The sequence below is a fragment of the Sellimonas intestinalis genome (genome assembly GCF_001280875.1).
In the GTDB taxonomy this organism is placed as follows: Bacteria; Bacillota; Clostridia; order Lachnospirales; family Lachnospiraceae; genus Sellimonas; species Sellimonas intestinalis.
On record NZ_LGAJ01000015.1, the window covers coordinates 25,119 to 43,832 of the forward strand.

The 18,714-nt window shown below is 48.3% G+C and carries 17 protein-coding genes; 1 reads left to right on the forward strand and 16 read right to left on the reverse strand.

What is annotated here, in order from left to right; genetic code table 11:
• Window positions 1-25 precede the first annotated feature (25 nt).
• From AOA56_RS13175 to AOA56_RS13235, 13 genes are all read right to left on the reverse strand, one after another.
• A complete protein-coding gene (locus tag AOA56_RS13175) occupies window positions 26-640 on the reverse strand; it encodes a phosphoribosylanthranilate isomerase (RefSeq protein WP_053769857.1) in 615 nt (204 codons plus the stop codon).
• Window positions 637-1,431 carry an indole-3-glycerol phosphate synthase TrpC gene (gene trpC / locus AOA56_RS13180; RefSeq protein ID WP_053769858.1) on the reverse strand — a complete coding sequence of 265 codons (795 nt, stop codon included), beginning with the start codon at window positions 1,429-1,431 and terminating at the stop codon, window positions 637-639. The genes AOA56_RS13175 and trpC overlap by 4 nt, the downstream gene beginning before the upstream one ends.
• 9 nt (window positions 1,432-1,440) lie before the next feature.
• Complete coding sequence (gene trpD, locus AOA56_RS13185) at window positions 1,441-2,463, reverse strand: anthranilate phosphoribosyltransferase (RefSeq protein ID WP_053769859.1); 1,023 nt, start codon at window positions 2,461-2,463, stop codon at window positions 1,441-1,443.
• Entirely contained in the window at window positions 2,456-2,692 is a 237-nt protein-coding gene (locus AOA56_RS13190; protein WP_053769860.1) for a glutamine amidotransferase-related protein, read from the reverse strand. The genes trpD and AOA56_RS13190 overlap by 8 nt, the downstream gene beginning before the upstream one ends.
• A 293-nt stretch (window positions 2,693-2,985) precedes the next feature.
• Window positions 2,986-4,503: an ATP-binding protein gene (locus AOA56_RS13195; protein ID WP_053769861.1), complete on the reverse strand. Its 1,518-nt coding sequence runs from the start codon at window positions 4,501-4,503 to the stop codon at window positions 2,986-2,988.
• A gap of 2 nt (window positions 4,504-4,505) precedes the next feature.
• Window positions 4,506-5,831, reverse strand: a complete 1,326-nt coding sequence (locus AOA56_RS13200) for a vWA domain-containing protein (RefSeq protein WP_024733153.1) — start codon at window positions 5,829-5,831, stop codon at window positions 4,506-4,508.
• 12 nt (window positions 5,832-5,843) lie between these two features.
• Complete coding sequence (locus AOA56_RS13205) at window positions 5,844-6,821, reverse strand: leucine-rich repeat protein (protein ID WP_053769862.1); 978 nt, start codon at window positions 6,819-6,821, stop codon at window positions 5,844-5,846.
• A gap of 171 nt (window positions 6,822-6,992) precedes the next feature.
• Window positions 6,993-8,384, reverse strand: a complete 1,392-nt coding sequence (locus AOA56_RS13215) for a glycine--tRNA ligase (protein WP_053769864.1) — start codon at window positions 8,382-8,384, stop codon at window positions 6,993-6,995.
• A gap of 78 nt (window positions 8,385-8,462) precedes the next feature.
• Window positions 8,463-9,212, reverse strand: a complete 750-nt coding sequence (gene recO, locus AOA56_RS13220) for a DNA repair protein RecO (RefSeq protein WP_034594755.1) — start codon at window positions 9,210-9,212, stop codon at window positions 8,463-8,465.
• The gene (locus AOA56_RS15645) at window positions 9,139-9,333 is read right to left on the reverse strand and encodes a hypothetical protein (RefSeq protein ID WP_082350018.1); all 195 of its coding nucleotides are present in this window, start codon (window positions 9,331-9,333) and stop codon (window positions 9,139-9,141) included. Before AOA56_RS15645 ends, recO begins: the two co-directional genes overlap by 74 nt.
• Window positions 9,334-9,387: 54 nt before the next feature.
• Window positions 9,388-10,302, reverse strand: a complete 915-nt coding sequence (gene era, locus AOA56_RS13225) for a GTPase Era (RefSeq protein WP_024733159.1) — start codon at window positions 10,300-10,302, stop codon at window positions 9,388-9,390.
• A 67-nt stretch (window positions 10,303-10,369) separates the two neighbouring features.
• Complete coding sequence (locus AOA56_RS13230; RefSeq protein ID WP_053769865.1) at window positions 10,370-13,294, reverse strand: insulinase family protein; 2,925 nt, start codon at window positions 13,292-13,294, stop codon at window positions 10,370-10,372.
• A 99-nt stretch (window positions 13,295-13,393) separates the two neighbouring features.
• On the reverse strand, window positions 13,394-14,065 hold the full coding sequence (locus AOA56_RS13235) for a GTP pyrophosphokinase (protein WP_024733161.1): 672 nt from the start codon (window positions 14,063-14,065) through the stop codon (window positions 13,394-13,396).
• A 161-nt stretch (window positions 14,066-14,226) separates the two neighbouring features.
• Between AOA56_RS13235 and AOA56_RS13240 the strand changes: the two genes are divergently transcribed.
• Complete coding sequence (locus AOA56_RS13240) at window positions 14,227-15,063, forward strand: glycerophosphodiester phosphodiesterase family protein (RefSeq protein ID WP_242843463.1); 837 nt, start codon at window positions 14,227-14,229, stop codon at window positions 15,061-15,063.
• A gap of 89 nt (window positions 15,064-15,152) precedes the next feature.
• Here the strand turns inward: AOA56_RS13240 and AOA56_RS13245 are convergent, their stop codons facing one another.
• Genes AOA56_RS13245 through AOA56_RS13255 form a run of 3 tightly spaced genes read right to left on the reverse strand, consistent with a single transcriptional unit; the run spans window position 15,153 to window position 18,713 of the window.
• Complete coding sequence (locus AOA56_RS13245; protein ID WP_202030957.1) at window positions 15,153-16,592, reverse strand: aldehyde dehydrogenase family protein; 1,440 nt, start codon at window positions 16,590-16,592, stop codon at window positions 15,153-15,155.
• A 17-nt stretch (window positions 16,593-16,609) separates the two neighbouring features.
• Window positions 16,610-17,500, reverse strand: coding sequence for a dihydrodipicolinate synthase family protein (locus AOA56_RS13250; RefSeq protein ID WP_048622156.1), 891 nt, complete (start codon window positions 17,498-17,500; stop codon window positions 16,610-16,612).
• Between the two features lie 49 nt (window positions 17,501-17,549).
• Window positions 17,550-18,713, reverse strand: a complete 1,164-nt coding sequence (locus AOA56_RS13255; RefSeq protein WP_053769866.1) for an NAD(P)/FAD-dependent oxidoreductase — start codon at window positions 18,711-18,713, stop codon at window positions 17,550-17,552.
• Window position 18,714 lies beyond the last annotated feature (1 nt).

Consider the following 18,714-nt stretch of genomic DNA (forward strand, 5'->3'; position numbering starts at 1 on the left):
GTTTCTTCCTTTCTTCTATCTTCTCTTATTCGGCCAGCGTCCGAAGCATCCGAACTGCCGCCAAAATTTTCTTTCCATCTTTTTGCCCGTCCGTCTCCACGCTGCTGTTTACATCAAGCGCAAACGGTGAAAAACGTCGAAGGACTTCTTCCATATTGTGCGTCCCGATCCCTCCTGCCATAAAATACGACCTCGGGATATCCTCAAGCAGATTCCAGTCAAAGGTCTGTCCTGTACCGCCCTCTCCACAATCAAATAATAAGTAATCAGCCGGAGACAACACCGCTGAGCGTACATCCTCTTTGCTTCTGACAGAAACTGCCTTAATGACAGGCACCTGTGCCTTGCTTTGAATCGTATGGATGATTTCACCATTTTCCTGTCCATGAAGCTGAACCATCCGGATTCCGGATTCTCTTACAATTCTCAGGATAACATCTGTCTTCTCGTTGACGAAGACTCCGATTGGGACAATCTCCGGATTCAGCATGTCCACCAGTATGTTAAGCTGCTCAGCCCCGATGCTTCTTCTGCTTCCCGAAACATTGAAAATAAATCCACAGTAATCCGGCTCCGCCACATTGACAGATATTACATCCTCGATTCGTTTCAGGCCGCAGATTTTGATCTTTGTTTTCATCTATGTTTCCCTCTCAGCACATCCAGTGCTTTCCTTTTATCTGTTGCCCGCATTAACGTCTCCCCAATCAGTATCGCGTCTGTTCCATTTTCCCGCAGAAGCCGGACGTCCTCAGGGTTGCGGATACCGCTTTCAGACACATACACTGTCTCCGGCGGCACCAGATCTCTCATCCGGATACTGGTTTCCAGATCCACCTGAAAGGTGTGCAGATCCCGGTTATTCACTCCGATCACCCTTGCCCGACACTGCTTTGCCATCTCCACCTCTTCTTCTGAATGTGCCTCCACCAGAGCCGAAAGACCGAGCTGCTCCACCAGTTCCAGATATTCCATCAACTCTTCTTCGCGAAGAATAGTGCAGATCAGAAGGACGGCATCCGCCCGCATGGCTTTCGCTTCATAAATCATATATGGATCGACGGTGAAATCTTTTCTCAGGACAGGGAGCTTTACTTTCCCTGCGATCTCTTCCAAAAACACATCACTTCCCTGGAAATAAAAGGGTTCTGTCAAACACGAAATTGCCGATGCCCCGGCTTTTTCATACTCCCTTGCAATATCCAGATACGGAAATGTTTCCAAAATGACCCCTTTGGAGGGAGAGGCCTTCTTCACTTCACAGATAAAGGAAAGTCCTGGCTGCTTCAGGTTTTTCTCAAACAAAAAAGGCTCTTTTTCTCCGGCCCGTTCCGCAATTCTTTCTTTCAGAAGTAAGACAGGGACTTCCCGCTTCCTATGCTCTATCCGTTCTTTTGTCTTTGCCGCAATTTCACTTAGTATCGTACCCATAGAGACCTCCTACCGCTCTTTTTCCAGGCCGCCGGATTCCTGGATAAATTCATCCAGCTTCTTTCTGGCTGCCCCACTGTCAAGCAGCTCCTGAGCCATTCTGACGCCTTCTTTCATTGTCGGAACTTTCCCTGACAGGTAAAGAGCAGCTCCGGAATTCAGCGCAACGGCGTCTCTTTTTGCCCCTTTCTTTCCATTTAGAATCTCCATGGTAATCTTTGCGTTCTCCCGCGGCGTACCGCCGGTCAAATCTTCTTTTCGGCAGCGAACAAATCCAAAGTCTTCCGGACAGATTTCATATGTCCGGTAAGAACCATCCCTGATCTCGCAGACTTTCGTCGGAGCGCTCATGGAAATCTCATCCAGTTGATCCATGCCGTAGACGACCATCCCCCTCTTCACTCCCAGATTGTTCATCACCCTTGCCAACGGTTCTACCAAAGTCTCCTCGTAAACTCCCATCAGCTCCATATTGGCTCCCGCCGGGTTGGACAGCGGTCCCAGAATATTAAATATCGTACGGATTCCAAGTTCTTTCCGGATGGGTGCCACATATTTCATCGCAATGTGATAGTTCTGAGCGAACAGAAAACAGATTCCGATCTTTTTCAGCATCGCCGCACTTTTCTCCGGAGAGACGTTGATTTTCACCCCCAGCGCTTCCAGTACGTCTGCCGCGCCGCTTTTGCTGGAAGCGGCGCGGTTGCCGTGTTTCGCCACCGGTACACCCCCTGCCGCAATGACCAGGGCGGAAGTGGTGGAGATATTAAAGGAATTTGCTCCATCCCCTCCCGTCCCCACAATCTCCAGTACATCCATCTCATGCAGCAGACGGATACAGTGATCCCTCATTCCTTTCGCCGACCCTGTGATCTCTTCGATGGTTTCTCCTTTCAGGGAAAGCGCCGTCAGATAGGAACTCATCTGCACCGGACTTGCTTTCCCGTCCATGATCTCATTCATCACTTCCAGCGCCTCCTGCGCTGTCAGATCATTTCGCTGTGCCAGTTTTAAAATTGCTTCTTTAATCATGTCTGTAACCCTCCACTAAATTCTGAATTATCTTTTCCCCTTCTGGTGTAAGTACGGATTCCGGGTGAAACTGCAGCCCGTAAACCGGATATTTTTTATGTTCCACTGCCATAGCTTCCTGGTCGTCGGCTCTTGCCGTAACTCTCAGAACGTATGGCAGCGTCTCCTCTTTCTGGTCTGCCGGAAATTTTCCGTTATAAAACCAACAAAAAATCCCTGATACAGACAACTTGCATATATCTGTATCAAGGACGATATCTACTTACCGCGGTGCCACCTTGATTCACGGAAATATCCCGTGCGCTTTGCGAAATACTAACATATCTCCGGCAACTGACGTATGCCCTACGTCGCAGAGTACTGGGCAGGAATATCTGCTTTTGACTGCGCCCTCCGTGGTCCATTTGGCTGACTGCGTTCCATCCGGCTCTCACCTTCCCGGACTCTCTGTGGGTGCATGACAACTTTGATCTCCACTTCAACGGTTTATCTGGCTAAATTCAATTTTTATTTATTATATGATCAATTCAGGGATCTGTCAATACTTTTTTCAAGGTTTTCCATCTCCGTCAGAATCTCTTTCTGACGCTCATCAAAGAGGAGCCCTTTATTGTATTTGTAATAATACGGGCAATCATTCTCCCGCAAGAATCGGATACTGTCACCGTTTGTGTGAAGCTCGGCCAGAAAAGCCGCCATCTCCTGACTCTCCCCGAAGGCTTCCTCCAGAAAGCAAAACGTATGTTCCAACGCATCCATCGTTTTGTCAATAACATTCTCCCGCTGCTTTGTCTGTAGGGAAAATCGTTCCTTGATAAAAGCGAACTCCGCCTCCCAGCCGCTATCCCCGGCCTTCTCTGTTCTCAGTTGCCACTGACGGCTATAGGATTCCAGTTCTTCCAGAACTGCCCTCTCCAGTTTCTCTGCTTCTCCTGATAAAAGATCCGCACGCTTCTTTGCAAGATAGTCTTCCCGTCTTTCTCTGATGACTGCCTCCAGATCCTTCTTTTCCTTGCAGTTTTTCAGTGCATCATAGAGACGCGCAGTCTTTTCATCCTCCACACAATAGGCACGGAAAAACTCGCAGAGCTTTCCACTTAACATCCCGACGATACTGAACCGCTCGTCAAAGGAAGCAAACCGAAGTTTTTCCAGCGTCTCCTTACTGTAGACGCCCTGCACAATCTTTTCGAGCCCGTAATCCTTTTTATATTTTTCATAAAGTTCCATGTAGTTGGCAAACTCCTTTGCCACCTCCCAATTTTGCAAATACTGGTGTACCACTTCCCGGTCCGCCTTTTTTCCTAACATACGGTAGACTTTCAGAAGCTCAGATAAGTCCTCCCACCCCCTGGCAGTCACAAACTGTTTCCCGTCTACCGTATTTTCCACCCGGTAAAAATGAGATTTTCGGAGTTCCAGGTAGGCCAGAATCACCGGGTCAATGCCTGCTTCGTAAGCATATTCCCGCCACACATTATAGTTTTCCTCGATATCGATCCTCTTTAAACGGTCCAATGTTACGATATCAAACTCCCGGACAGATTTATTGTACTCCGGCGGATTGCCTGCCGCCACGATGATCCATCCTTCCGGAACCTTTTGATTTCCGAACATCTTGCACTGTAAAAACTGCAGCATCGTCGGCGCCAGCGTCTCCGATACACAGTTGATCTCATCCAGAAAAAGAATTCCTTCCTTTAACCCGGTCCGCTCCATCTTCTCGTAAACAGAAGCGATAATCTCGCTCATCGTGTACTCCGTGACCGAACAGGTTCGATCCTGGTAAACCTTCTCTCTGATAAAAGGGAGACCCACAGCGCTCTGTCTGGTATGATGGGTGATGGTGTAGGAGACCAGAGCGATCCCGCATTTTCTTGCGATCTGCTCCATAATCTGTGTCTTCCCGATACCAGGAGGCCCCATGAGAAGAATCGGCCTCTGCCGGAAAGATGGTATCAGATAATGCCCGTCCTCGTCTTTTTGCAGGTAAGCCTCAATGGAATCCAGAATCTCCTGCTTTGCTCGTTTGATATGCATCCTTATGCTTCCTCGCTTTCCGTAAATATTGCCTCATCCAAAATGAGCCGGATGGCCCACGCCGGGGTTCGTATGTCTCTTCTGCCGTCATCAATAAAGACAAAGGCTGTGTCATACGCCGGCATCTGCGACGGATAAGTACCGTATCCGTCTGTAAAATAGATCACGCCCCGCAGGTTTGTAAATTCTCCTTTTTCGATCAGACTGTCAATATAGGCAAAGGACGGACGGAAGTCTGTTCCTCCGCCTCCGTAAAATTTCAGATGCTCCATATATTCTTTCCAGTCCTTCCGCTTCGTAATACGGACGTCCTCCCGGACTTTCTCGTCACATTGCAGGATGCGGATGTGAACTTTCCGGAAGAAACTTTCATTCTCACTTAATACATCGTAGGTCTCCTCCAGAAACTTCCGGACCAGTTCTCCGGAACAGGACATGGAGGTATCCACCACAATGACAAATTCTTCAATCTTTTTGACCTCTTTTGTCTCTTGGGGCTCGATCAGCGGCATATTGCCGTACATGGATAATCCGTAAGTGTAAAAGGTGTAATCAAAGCTGTCGTCATCCACCCCGATCTCCTCTTTCCACACAGAAAACTTCCTCAAAAATTCCCGATAGTCATACCGCTTTTTGTTGGCAATCCGCAGCTCGTCCATCAGATCCCCGGATGTTTCATCCTCCTCTTGTGCGAAGGTGTCAAGATCCAGCTCCATCTGTTCACTGATCTGCTGCCAGTTGTTCTGTGTTTCATTGGGCTGTCTTCTTTGCTCGTCCGGTTTTGGCCAGTAGAGATGGCTGTCTGTGGCAAATTCCTCCTCCATCTTTTGCCTCCTCGTCTCGCTTAGTCCCCATGCCGTCAGACAGTGGTAGATCTTTTGGGCACTCAAGACGTCCGTCTTTTGTTTTAGCTGTCGGTATGTCTCCTTGCGGAGCCAGGAAGACGCCTTTCGGACACAGGGGTGGGAAAGGCTGTCGATCACCGACTCCACCGCAATATTACAGGCCAGATCCCAGAACACTTCATTGCGCTTCCCTTTTAAAAACAGGTGGCCGAACAGACAGTGCAGTACTACATGGAGGTACGCCCGGTTCACCCCTCTTCGATCCGTCCGGTACGTACCGCCAAGCCATCCGGGATGGAAATACAGCATCTGCCCATCTGTTCCGATAGAACCAATCTCCCCGTCCATCTGAAACCGGAGACTGGAAAGCGCCACATCAAGGTAACGCATCTTCAAATACAGCTCATTTCTGGCTATCTTTAAAATCTCCTGTCCGAGCAGCTCCAGACGCCGAAGCTGCTCTTCTTCCTGATTTTTCTCCATCTTTTTCTCCTTTTATAGCTCAAACGTCTTTTTGCCTGCCGTCCCCCGGCGTTTTGAAAGAAGCAGGGCGGCCGCCTCCGCCTGTCCTATCTCCTGGGCTTTATCAAGTGCCTCCTCCAGACTCTCTCCCTCCCAGATTCGATGCTCCAGGAGAAAAAGAACCGTCTCCATATCGTCCCGGACAAAAAGCAAATCTGCCGTGTCCCCGGCACATTTTCTCAGAAAAGAAGTATACTCCTCCCTCGCCTGTTCTGACAACCGGTAGGGAAAACAAAGCCGTGCCAATGCGATTTCAATCAATGTCCGCACGCTCTCCCTTGCCTTTGCTTTGGCAAACAGGGAATCGTACTCCTCATAGTCGATCTCCTTGTGATAGACGCACTGCCGATAATCCCCACCCGCCCCATGGTAGTGGGTTTCCACGATCCGTGCCGGAGTATTCTCCACCGCCTCTTCATAGTGTTCCGGGAAAATGAGCCGTGCCACTTCCACGTTGTCCCCGTCTTCGTAAGAAATCCGTACCTCCAGCTCAAAGCGCTGTTCCTCCAGAAACTGTCTGAGACAAGTCCGCCTTGTCTGTCTGCATGCTATATCCAATCTGGCAAGCTGGCATCCGGTAAACGCTCCGCCCTCGATGCTTTGGAGGCTGTCTGTAAAAGACAGACGTTTCAACCGGGAGCACCGGTAAAAGGCATACCGCCCGATCTCCCATACCTGAGACGGCAGATGGACCTCCTCTACAAGCTCCCCGCAAAGCCGTCTACGTTCTTCGGGCATATTTCCCTCTTCTTCCGGCAAAAAAATGAAAAGGCTGCGCTTCTCATCTGTCTTTGCAAAGCCATAGTCCCCGATCTTCGTCACTGGAACACCATGAATCTGTGCCGGAAGATAAATCTCCGGACTTACACCGTAGCATCCGAAAACTGTGGCCGTCCGGGCACCGCCCGACTGTCTGCTTTCTTCTATTTGATAATGGATTTCCGGATACATGTCGTCCCTCCTTTTTTAAATTTCACCTTATCAGCACTATGCTCATCACCGGAAGTACCAAAAGGCACCTTCCGGGATCGCAGGCATCCGACAAGGTTTCTGACAAGCCTGTATTTCGGCTTACCGCCAAAACAAATAACGGCCGGAAGACAACTGCTCCCGGCCTCATTTTTAGTATTCAAACTTCTTTTCAAAATATGCTTTGAGATCTTCGATCTTGACTCTTTCCTGCTCCATGGTGTCACGATCACGGACAGTCACTGCTCCATCCTCCTCGGACTCAAAATCGTAAGTCACGCAGAACGGGGTTCCGATCTCATCCTGACGACGGTAACGCTTGCCAATGTTTCCACGGTCGTCGTATTCACAGTTGTAATATTTACTCAGTTCGGTATAGATCTTTTCTGCGCCTTCGTTTAACTTCTTGGAGAGCGGAAGAACACCGATCTTCACCGGAGCCAGGGCCGGATGGAAATGAAGGACAGTACGCACGTCGCCGCCTTCTAATTCTTCCTCATCGTAAGCCGCACAGAGGAACGCAAGAACCACGCGGTCCGCTCCCAGAGACGGCTCAATGACATATGGGAGGTATTTCTCTTTCTTCTCATCGTCAAAGTAGGCCAGATCCTGCTTGGATACGTCCTGATGCTGTCTCAAATCGTAATCCGTACGATCCGCGATTCCCCACAGTTCGCCCCATCCGAATGGGAATAAGAATTCCAGGTCAGTCGTCGCACGGCTGTAATGGGAAAGCTCTTCTTTCTCATGGTCACGGGCACGCAGCTCGTCCTCTGTCATTCCAAGACCTCTCAGCCAGTTATAGCAGAAATCTTTCCAGTACCGGAACCACTCCAGATCTGTTCCCGGCTCACAGAAGAACTCCAACTCCATCTGCTCGAACTCTCTTGTACGGAATGTAAAATTTCCAGGTGTGATCTCGTTACGGAATGACTTTCCGATCTGACCGATACCAAACGGGATCTTCTTTCTGGAAGTCCGCTGAACATTCTTAAAGTTTACAAAGATGCCCTGGGCTGTCTCCGGACGAAGATATACAACATTCTTTGCGTCCTCTGTTACGCCCTGGAATGTCTTAAACATCAGATTAAATTCCCGGATCTCCGTGAAATTGTGCTTGCCGCAGCTCGGACACGGGATCTGATGCTCATTGATGAATTGCATCATCTTCTCATGGGACCAGGCGTCTACGCTTTCCTTGATCTCAATCCCATGCTCTTTCGCATAATCTTCAATCAGTTTATCTGCACGGAAACGCTCCTTACACTCTTTACAGTCCATCAGAGGGTCGCTGAAGTTCCCAAGATGTCCGGAAGCGACCCATGTCTGCGGATTCATCAGGATCGCGCAGTCTACACCGACATTGTAAGGATTTTCCTGAATAAATTTCTTCCACCATGCTTTTTTTACGTTATTTTTCAGTTCCACACCGAGATTTCCATAATCCCATGTATTGGCAAGACCTCCATAGATTTCAGATCCCGGATATACAAACCCCCTGGTTTTGGCAAGAGCTACGATTTTTTCCATTGTCTTTTCTACCATCGTCTTTTACCTCACATTCTTCTAAAATTGTTACCATTATACGGTAATTTTCCCCCTTTTGCAAGCAGTACACTCCATTTAAAGGAATTCCAGCATCTCCAGAGACCGGAACGTATGGCCTATGTATACATCCACGCATCTCTTCGCCGACTGTTTTAACTCCTCCAGTACTTTCTCAGTGACGGTAAAGGTGTAGAGCTTCTCTACCGGAGTGGCCACAATAAAAGCAAGCGCATAGACTGTGGACTGCCCCACTCTCCGGGCATCGGACGCTTTCGACACACAATCCCGGCAAAGGAGCCCTCCTTTCGCGGCACTGAACCAGTACGGCTCACCCTGCTTTCCACATCCGACACAGGAAAAGACCTGTGGGGCCTCCCCTTCAAGACAGATCATCTTCAGCTCGAAAATGCATCGGATCAGCGAAAGAGAAATGCTTCTCTTGACGACAATCCGCATCGTCTGGTAGAGAAGCTTTAAAATTTCCGTCTCGTCGTTGTTTTCTCTCGTAACATATTCTGCAAATTCCAGGAAATAAAACCCATATGATACAGCCTCAATATCTGTCCTTAGCTCCCCAAAATAATTCTGGATTTCCGCCTGCTGCATTGTATAGGAGGAGCGTCCCTCGTACAACGTAAACGTGCCGAACAGAAACGGGCTTGTCGTTCCGACAAGCATACTGTTCGGCCGCCTTGCGCCTTTTGCAAAAGCGGAGATCTTCCCCCGCTCACGGGAGAGGATCACCACTCTTTTATCGTATTCTCCAATCGGAAGCGCTGACAGAATCATTCCTGTCACGGTAATCGTCTGGCTCACTTTCTTCATCCTTCCGGCTTTCGTTCTGATACCGGTTCATCACGGCTTCACACCGTGCCATCCCTCTGTAGGTCAGATAATCTTCCACCTTTCCGGTTTTTACAAACCGTTCCCAGTAGTCTTTTTTCATCGGATCACCTCTTCATCTTTTGGAATAAACTTAGGTTCTCCGATTTTCCCTTTGTTATTCTTCTTCCCGGTATCCAAAATTTCTCATCAGAAATTCACTGTCTCTCCAGTCTTTTTTGACCTTCACCCACAGCTTTAAATTTACCTGGCAGTCAAGCATCCGCTCGATCTCAAACCGTGCTGTACTGCCGATCTTCTTCAGCATACTGCCCTGCTTTCCGATGATGATCCCTTTATGGGAATCCCGCTCGCAGATGATAGTCGCGTCAATGTCTGCAATCGTCCCCTTTTGACCTTTCCTGAATTTCATCCGGTCAATCACAACCGCGATCCCATGCGGGATCTCCTCATTAAGGCTGTGGAGTGCTTTCTCCCGAATCAGTTCAGAGACGATCTGACGTTCCGGCTGGTCCGTCACCGTGTCCTCGTCGTAAAACCGCGGGCCGTACGGAAGGTACTGTAAAATGACTCTCACCAGCTCGTCTGTGTTCTCCCCGGTTCTTGCACAAACCGGAACAATCTCGGCAAAATGATAAATATCTTTATATTTTGCGATACACGGAAGCAGCTCTTCCCGTTTCACCTGATCTACTTTATTCATCACAAGAATCACCGGCGTGCGGACCTTCTCAAGCTGCTGTGCGATGTGCTGCTCACCCGCTCCGATAAAGGTAGACGGCTCCACAAGCCAAAGCACCACGTCTACCTCGTTTAACGTACGCTCCGCCACATTGACCATATAGGCGCCAAGCTTATTTTTCGCCTTATGAATTCCCGGTGTATCCACAAAGACGATCTGTCCCTCCTCAGTCGTAAGTACCGTCTGGATCCGGTTTCTCGTCGTCTGCGGTTTATTCGATGTGATGGCGATTTTCTGCCCGATCATACGGTTCATCAAAGTGGATTTCCCTACGTTCGGACGGCCGATCAGCGTTACAAATCCTGATTTATACTGTTTGTTTTCTATCAAACCATGTTCCTCTTTCCTTCGTAAGCATGTTTTTTCACATGTCTGTTTCCTTTGTCCGGGTCTGCTTCTAAAAGAGCGCCTTTATCTCAGTGAATACTTCCCGATCCTGCTCAATCTTCTCCTCGTTTCCGATCACGCAGACCTGATCTTCCCGTAATACCTGCTCTACAATCCCGGCCAGATTGCGGATATCCTGCTGTGTAGCGTGGAGAACCTCTCTTCTCTCCTGTTCCATCATCTCTTTTGTCACATGGTTCATATAGAGATTCATGGATCGGTCTCCCTTGACAGCCGGGGTCATCGGCTGATCCATGTTGCTGATTGTACCGATGATGAATTTCGTCATATCCCGGTCGCTGACCGCAAAATTTCTCAGATAATCCGTTACGCCCTGATAAATATCCAGCGTATTTTTGAGATGCGGATCCCGGTAGGATGCAAAATACCCCTCTCCCAATCTGTTGAAGCTGCTCATACAGCCGTAAGCTCCGCCCTTGACACGGATGTTCTGCCAAAGATATTCATATCCCATAATCACTTTCAGAATCTGAAGCGCTCCATGGTATTCCATTCCCGCATCAATAAAGTTTCCTGCCATTGCCACATACTGTACTTTAGACGCAGTCTGGAAGCCCTCGTTTTTCTTTGTACAGGTGAGAAGAAAGCCGCCCTCTTTTACCTTTTCTTTCCACAGGCGCCCAGAAAATGCCGCAATTCCGGCAAGAACCGCGTCAAAGCTTTCTTTTGCTCCTGTATAGCTTACGATCATCCGCTCTTTCCGGAAGATCTTCTTACAGAGCTCTGTCAGGATGCTCACGAGCCTTCCCTTCTCCTCATCAAAATGATCGGCAATCCGACTGACAGTCTCGTAGTACTCGATACCGTTTGTCATATCCTTAAAACGGGCCGCCGGAGAATGATAGGACATGGCCCGCAGCACGGCGGAACTATGTCCCGCGGAGAGGAATTTCATCTGGAGTCTCGATTTGAGCATCTCAAGAATCTCCTTCAACCGCTTCTCATCGCTTAAGACGGACCGCATCAGAATCTCTTCCATCATGGAAAGAGCGAATGGAAGCTCTGCGTAGAGTGCCTTCGCCTTGATCTCAAAGGTCGGACGAAACTCCTTTTCCTTTACCTTGGTAACGTCGGTATACATCTCCAGGGACGTCTCAATCCCCCCGGTACGCCGGTTAATCTCATGGAAGAGCTTGCCGTACTCGTAGTGTTCTGTATCGATGATACCAAGCACTGCCTGCAGGAGTCCTGCATACGGGATCTCTTCTTCCGTCAGTGTCCTGAGGTCAAAGATCATCGTCAGATATCCGATGCCGTTCGTCTCAATCGGATGACAGATACAAGTGACGTCGCCTGCTTTTCTCTCCTCGTTATAGACCGGAGCTGCCTCCTCAGAGATATCGCTGACTTTCAGAACCGGAATCTTCTCCAGAATCTCCGGCGGGGTCGGCTCCTCCTGGTACGCGCGCAGCTCTTTTGTATCCTTTACAAGCTTTTCCACTTCTTCCCGGCTCAGGCTTCTTTTATAGTCCTGAAGCCTTTTCTGAATCTTCCGGTCTGCCTCCGCCGCCATCCCTTTCTTCGGACAGATCATCACAATAGAAGCGTGGGTATTGTCAAGCAGATACTCCTGAATCAGATCTTCATAATATGATGTTCCAATCTGCTCTTTTAAAAACGCAAACGTGTCAAGCGCATCGAGGTGAAGAAACGGTCTCTTCTCATCATAAAGCCAACTGTCGAGCATCTGAAGACCATACATCAGTCCCTTCGGATAGCTTCCAAAATCAGCTTCCCGGTAACGGAACTCATGGTAATGAATACCCGCAGCCAGCGCATCCGGATCGATCCCTTCTTTTACAAGCCTTGTAAGGGTAGACTCAATCACCTGAATAAAGGCATCTTTTTGGGACTCCTCCGCATTTTTGGCAATGACGGAGAAAATAGGCTGGCATATTCCATTTTCGTAAGAGCCGAGAATATCGTGTCCGATTCCGGCGTCTGTCAATGCTTTCTTAAGCGGCGCCCCAGGGGCGGACAATAACGCATAATCCAGAATGGAAAATGCCAGATACAGCTTCTCATCGAGGCTCGTTCCCACAACCTTATTATAAGAAAGATAGGTGTTCATCTCCTCTGTCTCCGTATTGGAGATGGAGTAATACCGCTTCCATTCCACCGGATGTTCAAATGGCTTTTGCATCTTGATCTCAGAGTCAATCCAAGCACAGTCAAACCGGCTCAGATAATGCTCATCCAGCCAGGTAAGCTTTGCTTCCATATCCATATCGCCGTACAGATAAAGATAACTGTTGGAGGGATGATAATACTTGCGATGAAAATCCAAAAAGTCCTCATAAGTCAGGGACGGAATCTCATCCGGATCCCCGCCGGACTCGTTAGAGTAAGACGTATCCGGAAACAGGGAATTCAAAATCATCCGGTCTAACACACCGTCCGGCGAGGAGAATGCTCCTTTCATTTCATTATATACGACGCCATTGTATTTCAGTTCTCCGTCTGCATCCTCCAGTTCGTAACTCCATCCCTCCTGACGGAATGTCTTATCATTTTCATAAATATTCGGGTAAAATACCGCATCCATATAGACGTGCATCAGGTTCTGAAAATCCTGGTCATTGCAACTTGCAACCGGGTATACCGTCTTATCCGGATATGTCATCGCATTTAAGAACGTATTCAGCGACCCTTTCACCAGCTCCACGAACGGATCTTTGGCCGGAAATTCTCTTGACCCGCAAAGCACCGAATGTTCCAGGATATGTGGAAGTCCTGTACTGTCCTGCGGAGGCGTTCTAAACCCCACGGAAAAAACTTTATTTTCATCCTCATTCTCAATCAAAACAATCCTTGCCCCACTCTTCTTATGGCGGAGCAGATATCCCTTGGACTGGATCCCCTTTAATTCCTGCTCCTGCATGAGCTCGTATGCCTGTAATCTCTTTGTCTCCATTTCCAACCTCCTCATTGTGACATCTTGTCTCTGCTCTATAGTATACCATGATTTCCCTGCCCGTAAAACACGAGAACCGGAAATCCTCTTGTTCTTTCCCTACTCCGTCTTTCCATTGCTCTTTTCAATCATATTGCGGATATCCTGCATTTCCTGGTCAAGCTGGGAGATGATCGTAGCGCACCGTTTCAGTTTTCTCTGGATCTCTCCCTCATCATCGATCTCTTTTTTGTATCGGAGGCGATGATCCACACTGGCCCAGAAATCCATGGCGATCGTCCGGAACTGCACTTCTACTTTCATATACCGCTTTCCATCAGCCAGAAAAATCGGAATCTCCAAAATCAGATGGAGGCTTCGGTAGCCGTTCTCCTTTGGATTTTGTATGTAGTCTTTCGTCCTGAGCAGTCGGATATCGTCTTGTCCTGTCAAAAGCTCAGCCAGCTTATAGATATCCTCCTGGAACGCACATACTACCCGAATTCCTGCCACATCAAATAAATGCTCTTCAATATTTTCCAGCGTCGGCTCCAATCCCTTTCTTTTCAGCTTTTCCATAATGCTGGCCGGAGACTTCAGCCTCGTTTCTATGGATTCAAAAGGATTCCGGTCGTAATTCAGCGAAAACTCGGCGTCCAATACATTAAGCTTCGTCTCCACTTCCATAATCGCGCATTTATATTGATTCATCAATGCTGTAAATTCCACGCTGTTTGCCATATCACAGCTATCTGTACGCTGTGTATAGATCTCCTTCAAGTTTTCTTTCATTGACTACACCTCTTTTATCCAATATCGCATGATTAATCCTCAGTATAGTATAGCAAAGGCATGGGGGAAACTCCAATGAAAAATCTATAAACAATTTCTGTCCTAAAGTTCAATTTGTGCTATTATAAGAAAGAGAAATCTTTTTATCGGGGAGGAATGTTATGATGACAGAACATACACGTACATGGCTCAAGACCGGACTTGTCTCCGGATTGATTTATCTTATTTCCATCACACCACGTCTTCTGGGAAGAGCCAGACGAATGCCAGGAAAATTTTATGCTCACCGGGGACTTCACAATCTCTCCGAAGGTGTCCCGGAGAATTCCATGGCTGCTTTCCGACGTGCGGCAGAGCATGGCTACGGCATTGAGCTGGATGTCCAGCTTACCCGGGACGGACAGGTTATCGTAGCCCATGATTATGACCTGAAGCGCATCTGCGGTATCGAAAAGGAAATCGATTCTCTCACTTATGAGGAACTTTCCCGTTTCCCGATTCTCGGGACGGAAGAACGAATTCCACTCTTAGAGGATGTGCTGAAACTGGTAAAAGGGCAGGTGCCGCTCATCGTAGAGATCAAATATAAGCATCTTGGCAGCACCATCTGCAAAAAAACAGCAGAACTTCTGGATCATTACAGCGGCTCCTTCTGTATTGAGTCCTTCCATCCGGCAGCTCTGATCTGGTTTCGGAAATACCGCCCATATGTGTGCCGTGGACAGCTTGGAATGAATTTCCATAAGGACGACGGCCGGGTGCACCCGGTTTACTATTTCCCACGCCACCTGCTGACAAACTTTCTAACAAAGCCGGACTTTATCGCCTATGACCATCACGCAAGAGGCGCGTTATCTCTGACACTTTGCCGGGTCATTTTCGGCACGCCATGCTTTGCATGGACTGTAAAATCCAGCCGGGAACTCTATGCGTGCGAGCAGGCCTTTGATTATTTTATCTTTGAGGGTTTCCTTCCAGAAGACCAGGAACGGTCCTGAATTTTTTATAATTTAAGCTTGATACTTGGAAAGAGGGGGCATAAAGCCCCCTCTTCTGATGTGGCGGACAGAATCCGCCGAACTGATTTTTATTTGTCGTAGATGGTTTTAATCTCAAGAAATTCTTCGTATCCTTCCACTCCGCCTTCTCTTCCGAGTCCGGATTGTTTATATCCTCCAAACGGAGAAGTAGGATCCCACTGTCCTTCATTGACATAAACAGTTCCTGTCTTCATCTGGCGTGCAACTTTATTTGCCTCTTCTTCCGGCCCGTATACAGCGCCCGCCAGTCCGTAAATGCTGTCGTTTGCAATTTTTACCGCTTCCTCTTCCGTCTCATACGGAATGACAACAAGTACCGGTCCGAAAATTTCTTCCTGAGCAATCCTCATATCCGGTTTTACATCGCTGAAGATGACCGGTTTTATATAATAGCTGCCGTTATCCTCCGGAACTTCTCCAGATACCATTCTTGCCCCTTCCTGAAGTCCGAGTTCAATATACCCTTTCACACGGTCAAACTGCTTCTTCGATGACAGTGGTCCCTGTGTCACAGCCGGATCTTCTGCCGGCCCATATTGATACTCTTCCAACTGCTTTTTGATGATTTCCTCTGCTTTTGCAAGTCCGTTCTTTGGTACAAGAAGCCTGGTTAATGCATTGCATGTCTGTCCCGCATTCGGCACAACGGTTTCCAAAACGCCATGAATACCGTTCTCCCAGTCTCCACCGTCCAGAAGGATTGCTGCTGATTTTCCACCCAGTTCCAAAGCGATCTTCTTAATATTTCCAAGCGCCATTCTGGCCACTTCCCGACCTGCTCCTGTAGATCCGGTAAAAGAAATCATATCCACATCTTCATGGGTAGCAAGCGCGTTTCCAACTTCTCCACCCCGTCCTGTCACAAGATTGAAGACGCCGGCCGGATATCCTGCTTTATCAATTTCTTCGGCAAGAATATATGCGGTCAGTGGTGTAAACTGACTTGGTTTTAATACGACACAGTTTCCTGCCAGAAGAGCCGGTACTACCTTCTTTTCAATCTGTTCCAATGGGAAGTTCCATGGAGTCAGACCTCCGACAACTCCGACCGGCTCCCTTCTTACGACGGAAGTGAGGCGTCTCTGCTCATACGGGAATTCGGACGCTGTCTGGATGTAGTGCTTTGCCTCCAGAATAAACGGATCTGTATGCACTTCAGCGGAAACTTTGTACGGGGAGCCAAGTTCTTTTGTGATGGTCTCGATCAGTTCCTGGCGTCTGCTCTCCAGTCCTTCCACCACTTTTTTCATCAGCGCCACTCTTTCCTCCAGAGGAGTATACTGCCATGTTTCAAAAGCTGCTCTCGCCGCCTTGACCGCTTTATCCACATCTTCTTTGTTTCCTCTTGGTACTTTTGCGATGATCTCATGTGTTGCCGGATTCTCGATCTCAATCCACTCGTCGTGAACAGAATCTACCCATTCTCCATTAATGTACAGTTTACGGATTTCCATACTGCTCTTACCTCTCTTTCTGAACTGTAACAAACTGCTTACCCTCTCTTCTATCGAAGTGTTTCAAACTTCATAGCTTCCGAAAGATATGTCTTCTCTTCCTCATTTAATTCCATACGTGGTCTTCTGACATATCCTCCATTTAATCCTTTCTTGCTCAGGCCGTATTTCAATGCCTGCACCGGTTTTGGGAACGATTCCAGTACATTTAAAGCAGGCAGGATCTCTTTGTAAATTTCCTTTCCTTTCTTCAGGTCTTCTTCCACATAAACAGCCTGGTAAAGATCCACGCACTGTTTCGGAGCTACGTTTGCCAACATACAGATCCATCCACATGCACCGTCCGCAAAACTTTCGTATGCAAGATTATCGCATCCGCAGAATACAGAAACTTTCTCCGGGGCGTCGATCAGTACTTCTGTCAGTTTTTGCATACTGCCGCTGGATTCTTTCACAATCGCGGTATATGGGAGCGCCATGATCTGCCGGAAAGCATCCTGTCCGATCTCGATGCCTGCGGAGCCAGGATTGTTGTACGCGACAATCGGAAACTGTGTCTGCTCTTCAATATAGCGGTAATGCTCCACAATTTCGTCCTGTGCCGGATGACAATAGAAAGATGGCAGCACCATCGCTGCATGCGCACCACATTCCTTGATATTGTTGACCAGCTTCACCACATCCTCCGGCCGCTCTCTGGACGCACCTACGATCACGCTCACACGGTCTTTTACATACGGCACAATCTCTTTGACATAAGCCATATGCTCCTCGTCTGAAATACTCTGGTATTCTCCTGTCGCTCCCAGAATACAGACTCCCTGCACACCTTGTTCAATCAGCCAATCCAGATTTTTCTTTGCTGACTCAACATCAAACGTCCCATCCTCGTGAAACGGTGTGACTACTACGGCATAAATACCTTGAAATTGTTTGTTCATTGCTTACCTCCTTGATTGATTCTCTTTCTCTATAAATTCCAGCCTATTCTTACGCAAAACGGTCAAATCGAAGCGGACTTAAATCCATGAACGGAGTTTCCCCCGCAATCATATCCGCCATCACTTTTCCAGTGATTGGGGAAAGTCCGATCCCGTCTCCTTCGTGTCCGGCCGCAATATAGAAACCATCCACCGGTGTATCTGACACGATTGGCATATGATCCGGCGTGTACGGCCGAAGTCCGCTGTACGACCGGATTACCTTAATATCCGCAATCACCGGGAAGAACCGGATGGCCCGTTCTGCCATAGCTTTCATTACCTCAATACTGCTTCTGGTATCTTCTCCTGCAAAGGTTCTGGAAGAACCGATGAGGAAATTGTTGGAGGCCGTTGGTTCAAAGACAAAAGCGACTCCATATTTCTCCACCCGTTCTGATACCGGACGCTCATAGCCGTCGCTCTGGAATTTGGTAGACATATAACCAAATTCATGTACTTTCCTTCTCGCCACCTGGAAAGTCTGCTCCGAGACAAGGATCTGTCCCTGACGGGCTTGAATCGGAATGGTAAGCCCAACCATCTGTCCGATTACCGGGGACCATACTCCGCAGGCATCCACAATATTTTTAGCCGCAATCTCCCCGTTCTGTGTATCAAGGATAAACGCGTCCCCATCCCGTCGGATGCCTCTGACACGATTATGCAAAGAAAGCACCGCACCCTTTTTTTCCGCGCCCAGCGCCATACCATACGTCAGGCCGATTGGATAGACAGATCCATCCGACATCGTCTCCAGTCCTCCGTAGACGTCTTTTGCAAGATACGGTTCATCGTCCTGCACTTCTTTTTGATCCATCATCCGCATCGGGATTCCGCATTTTTTCATAGATTCACAGAACTCGGACGCCATCTGGAATTCTTCCTCTGTCTCTGTCAGGAAGAGACTTCCTCTTTGTTTCCATTCAAAATCATAATCCAGCTCTTTGCTCAGTCCCTCGAACATATCCTGACTTGCCTTTGCAAACAGAGCGTCAAATCCCGGTTGCTTATCGCAGACAAGGACATTCCCATCACTTCGGCTGCTTGTAGACTGGGCGATGTCTCCGGCGTCGATCAGGACGACAGAGGCTCCCTTTTTTGCGTTAAAGTACGCCACAGATGAACCGATGGCGCCGGCCCCGATAACCGCTACATCATATGCTTTGCCCATG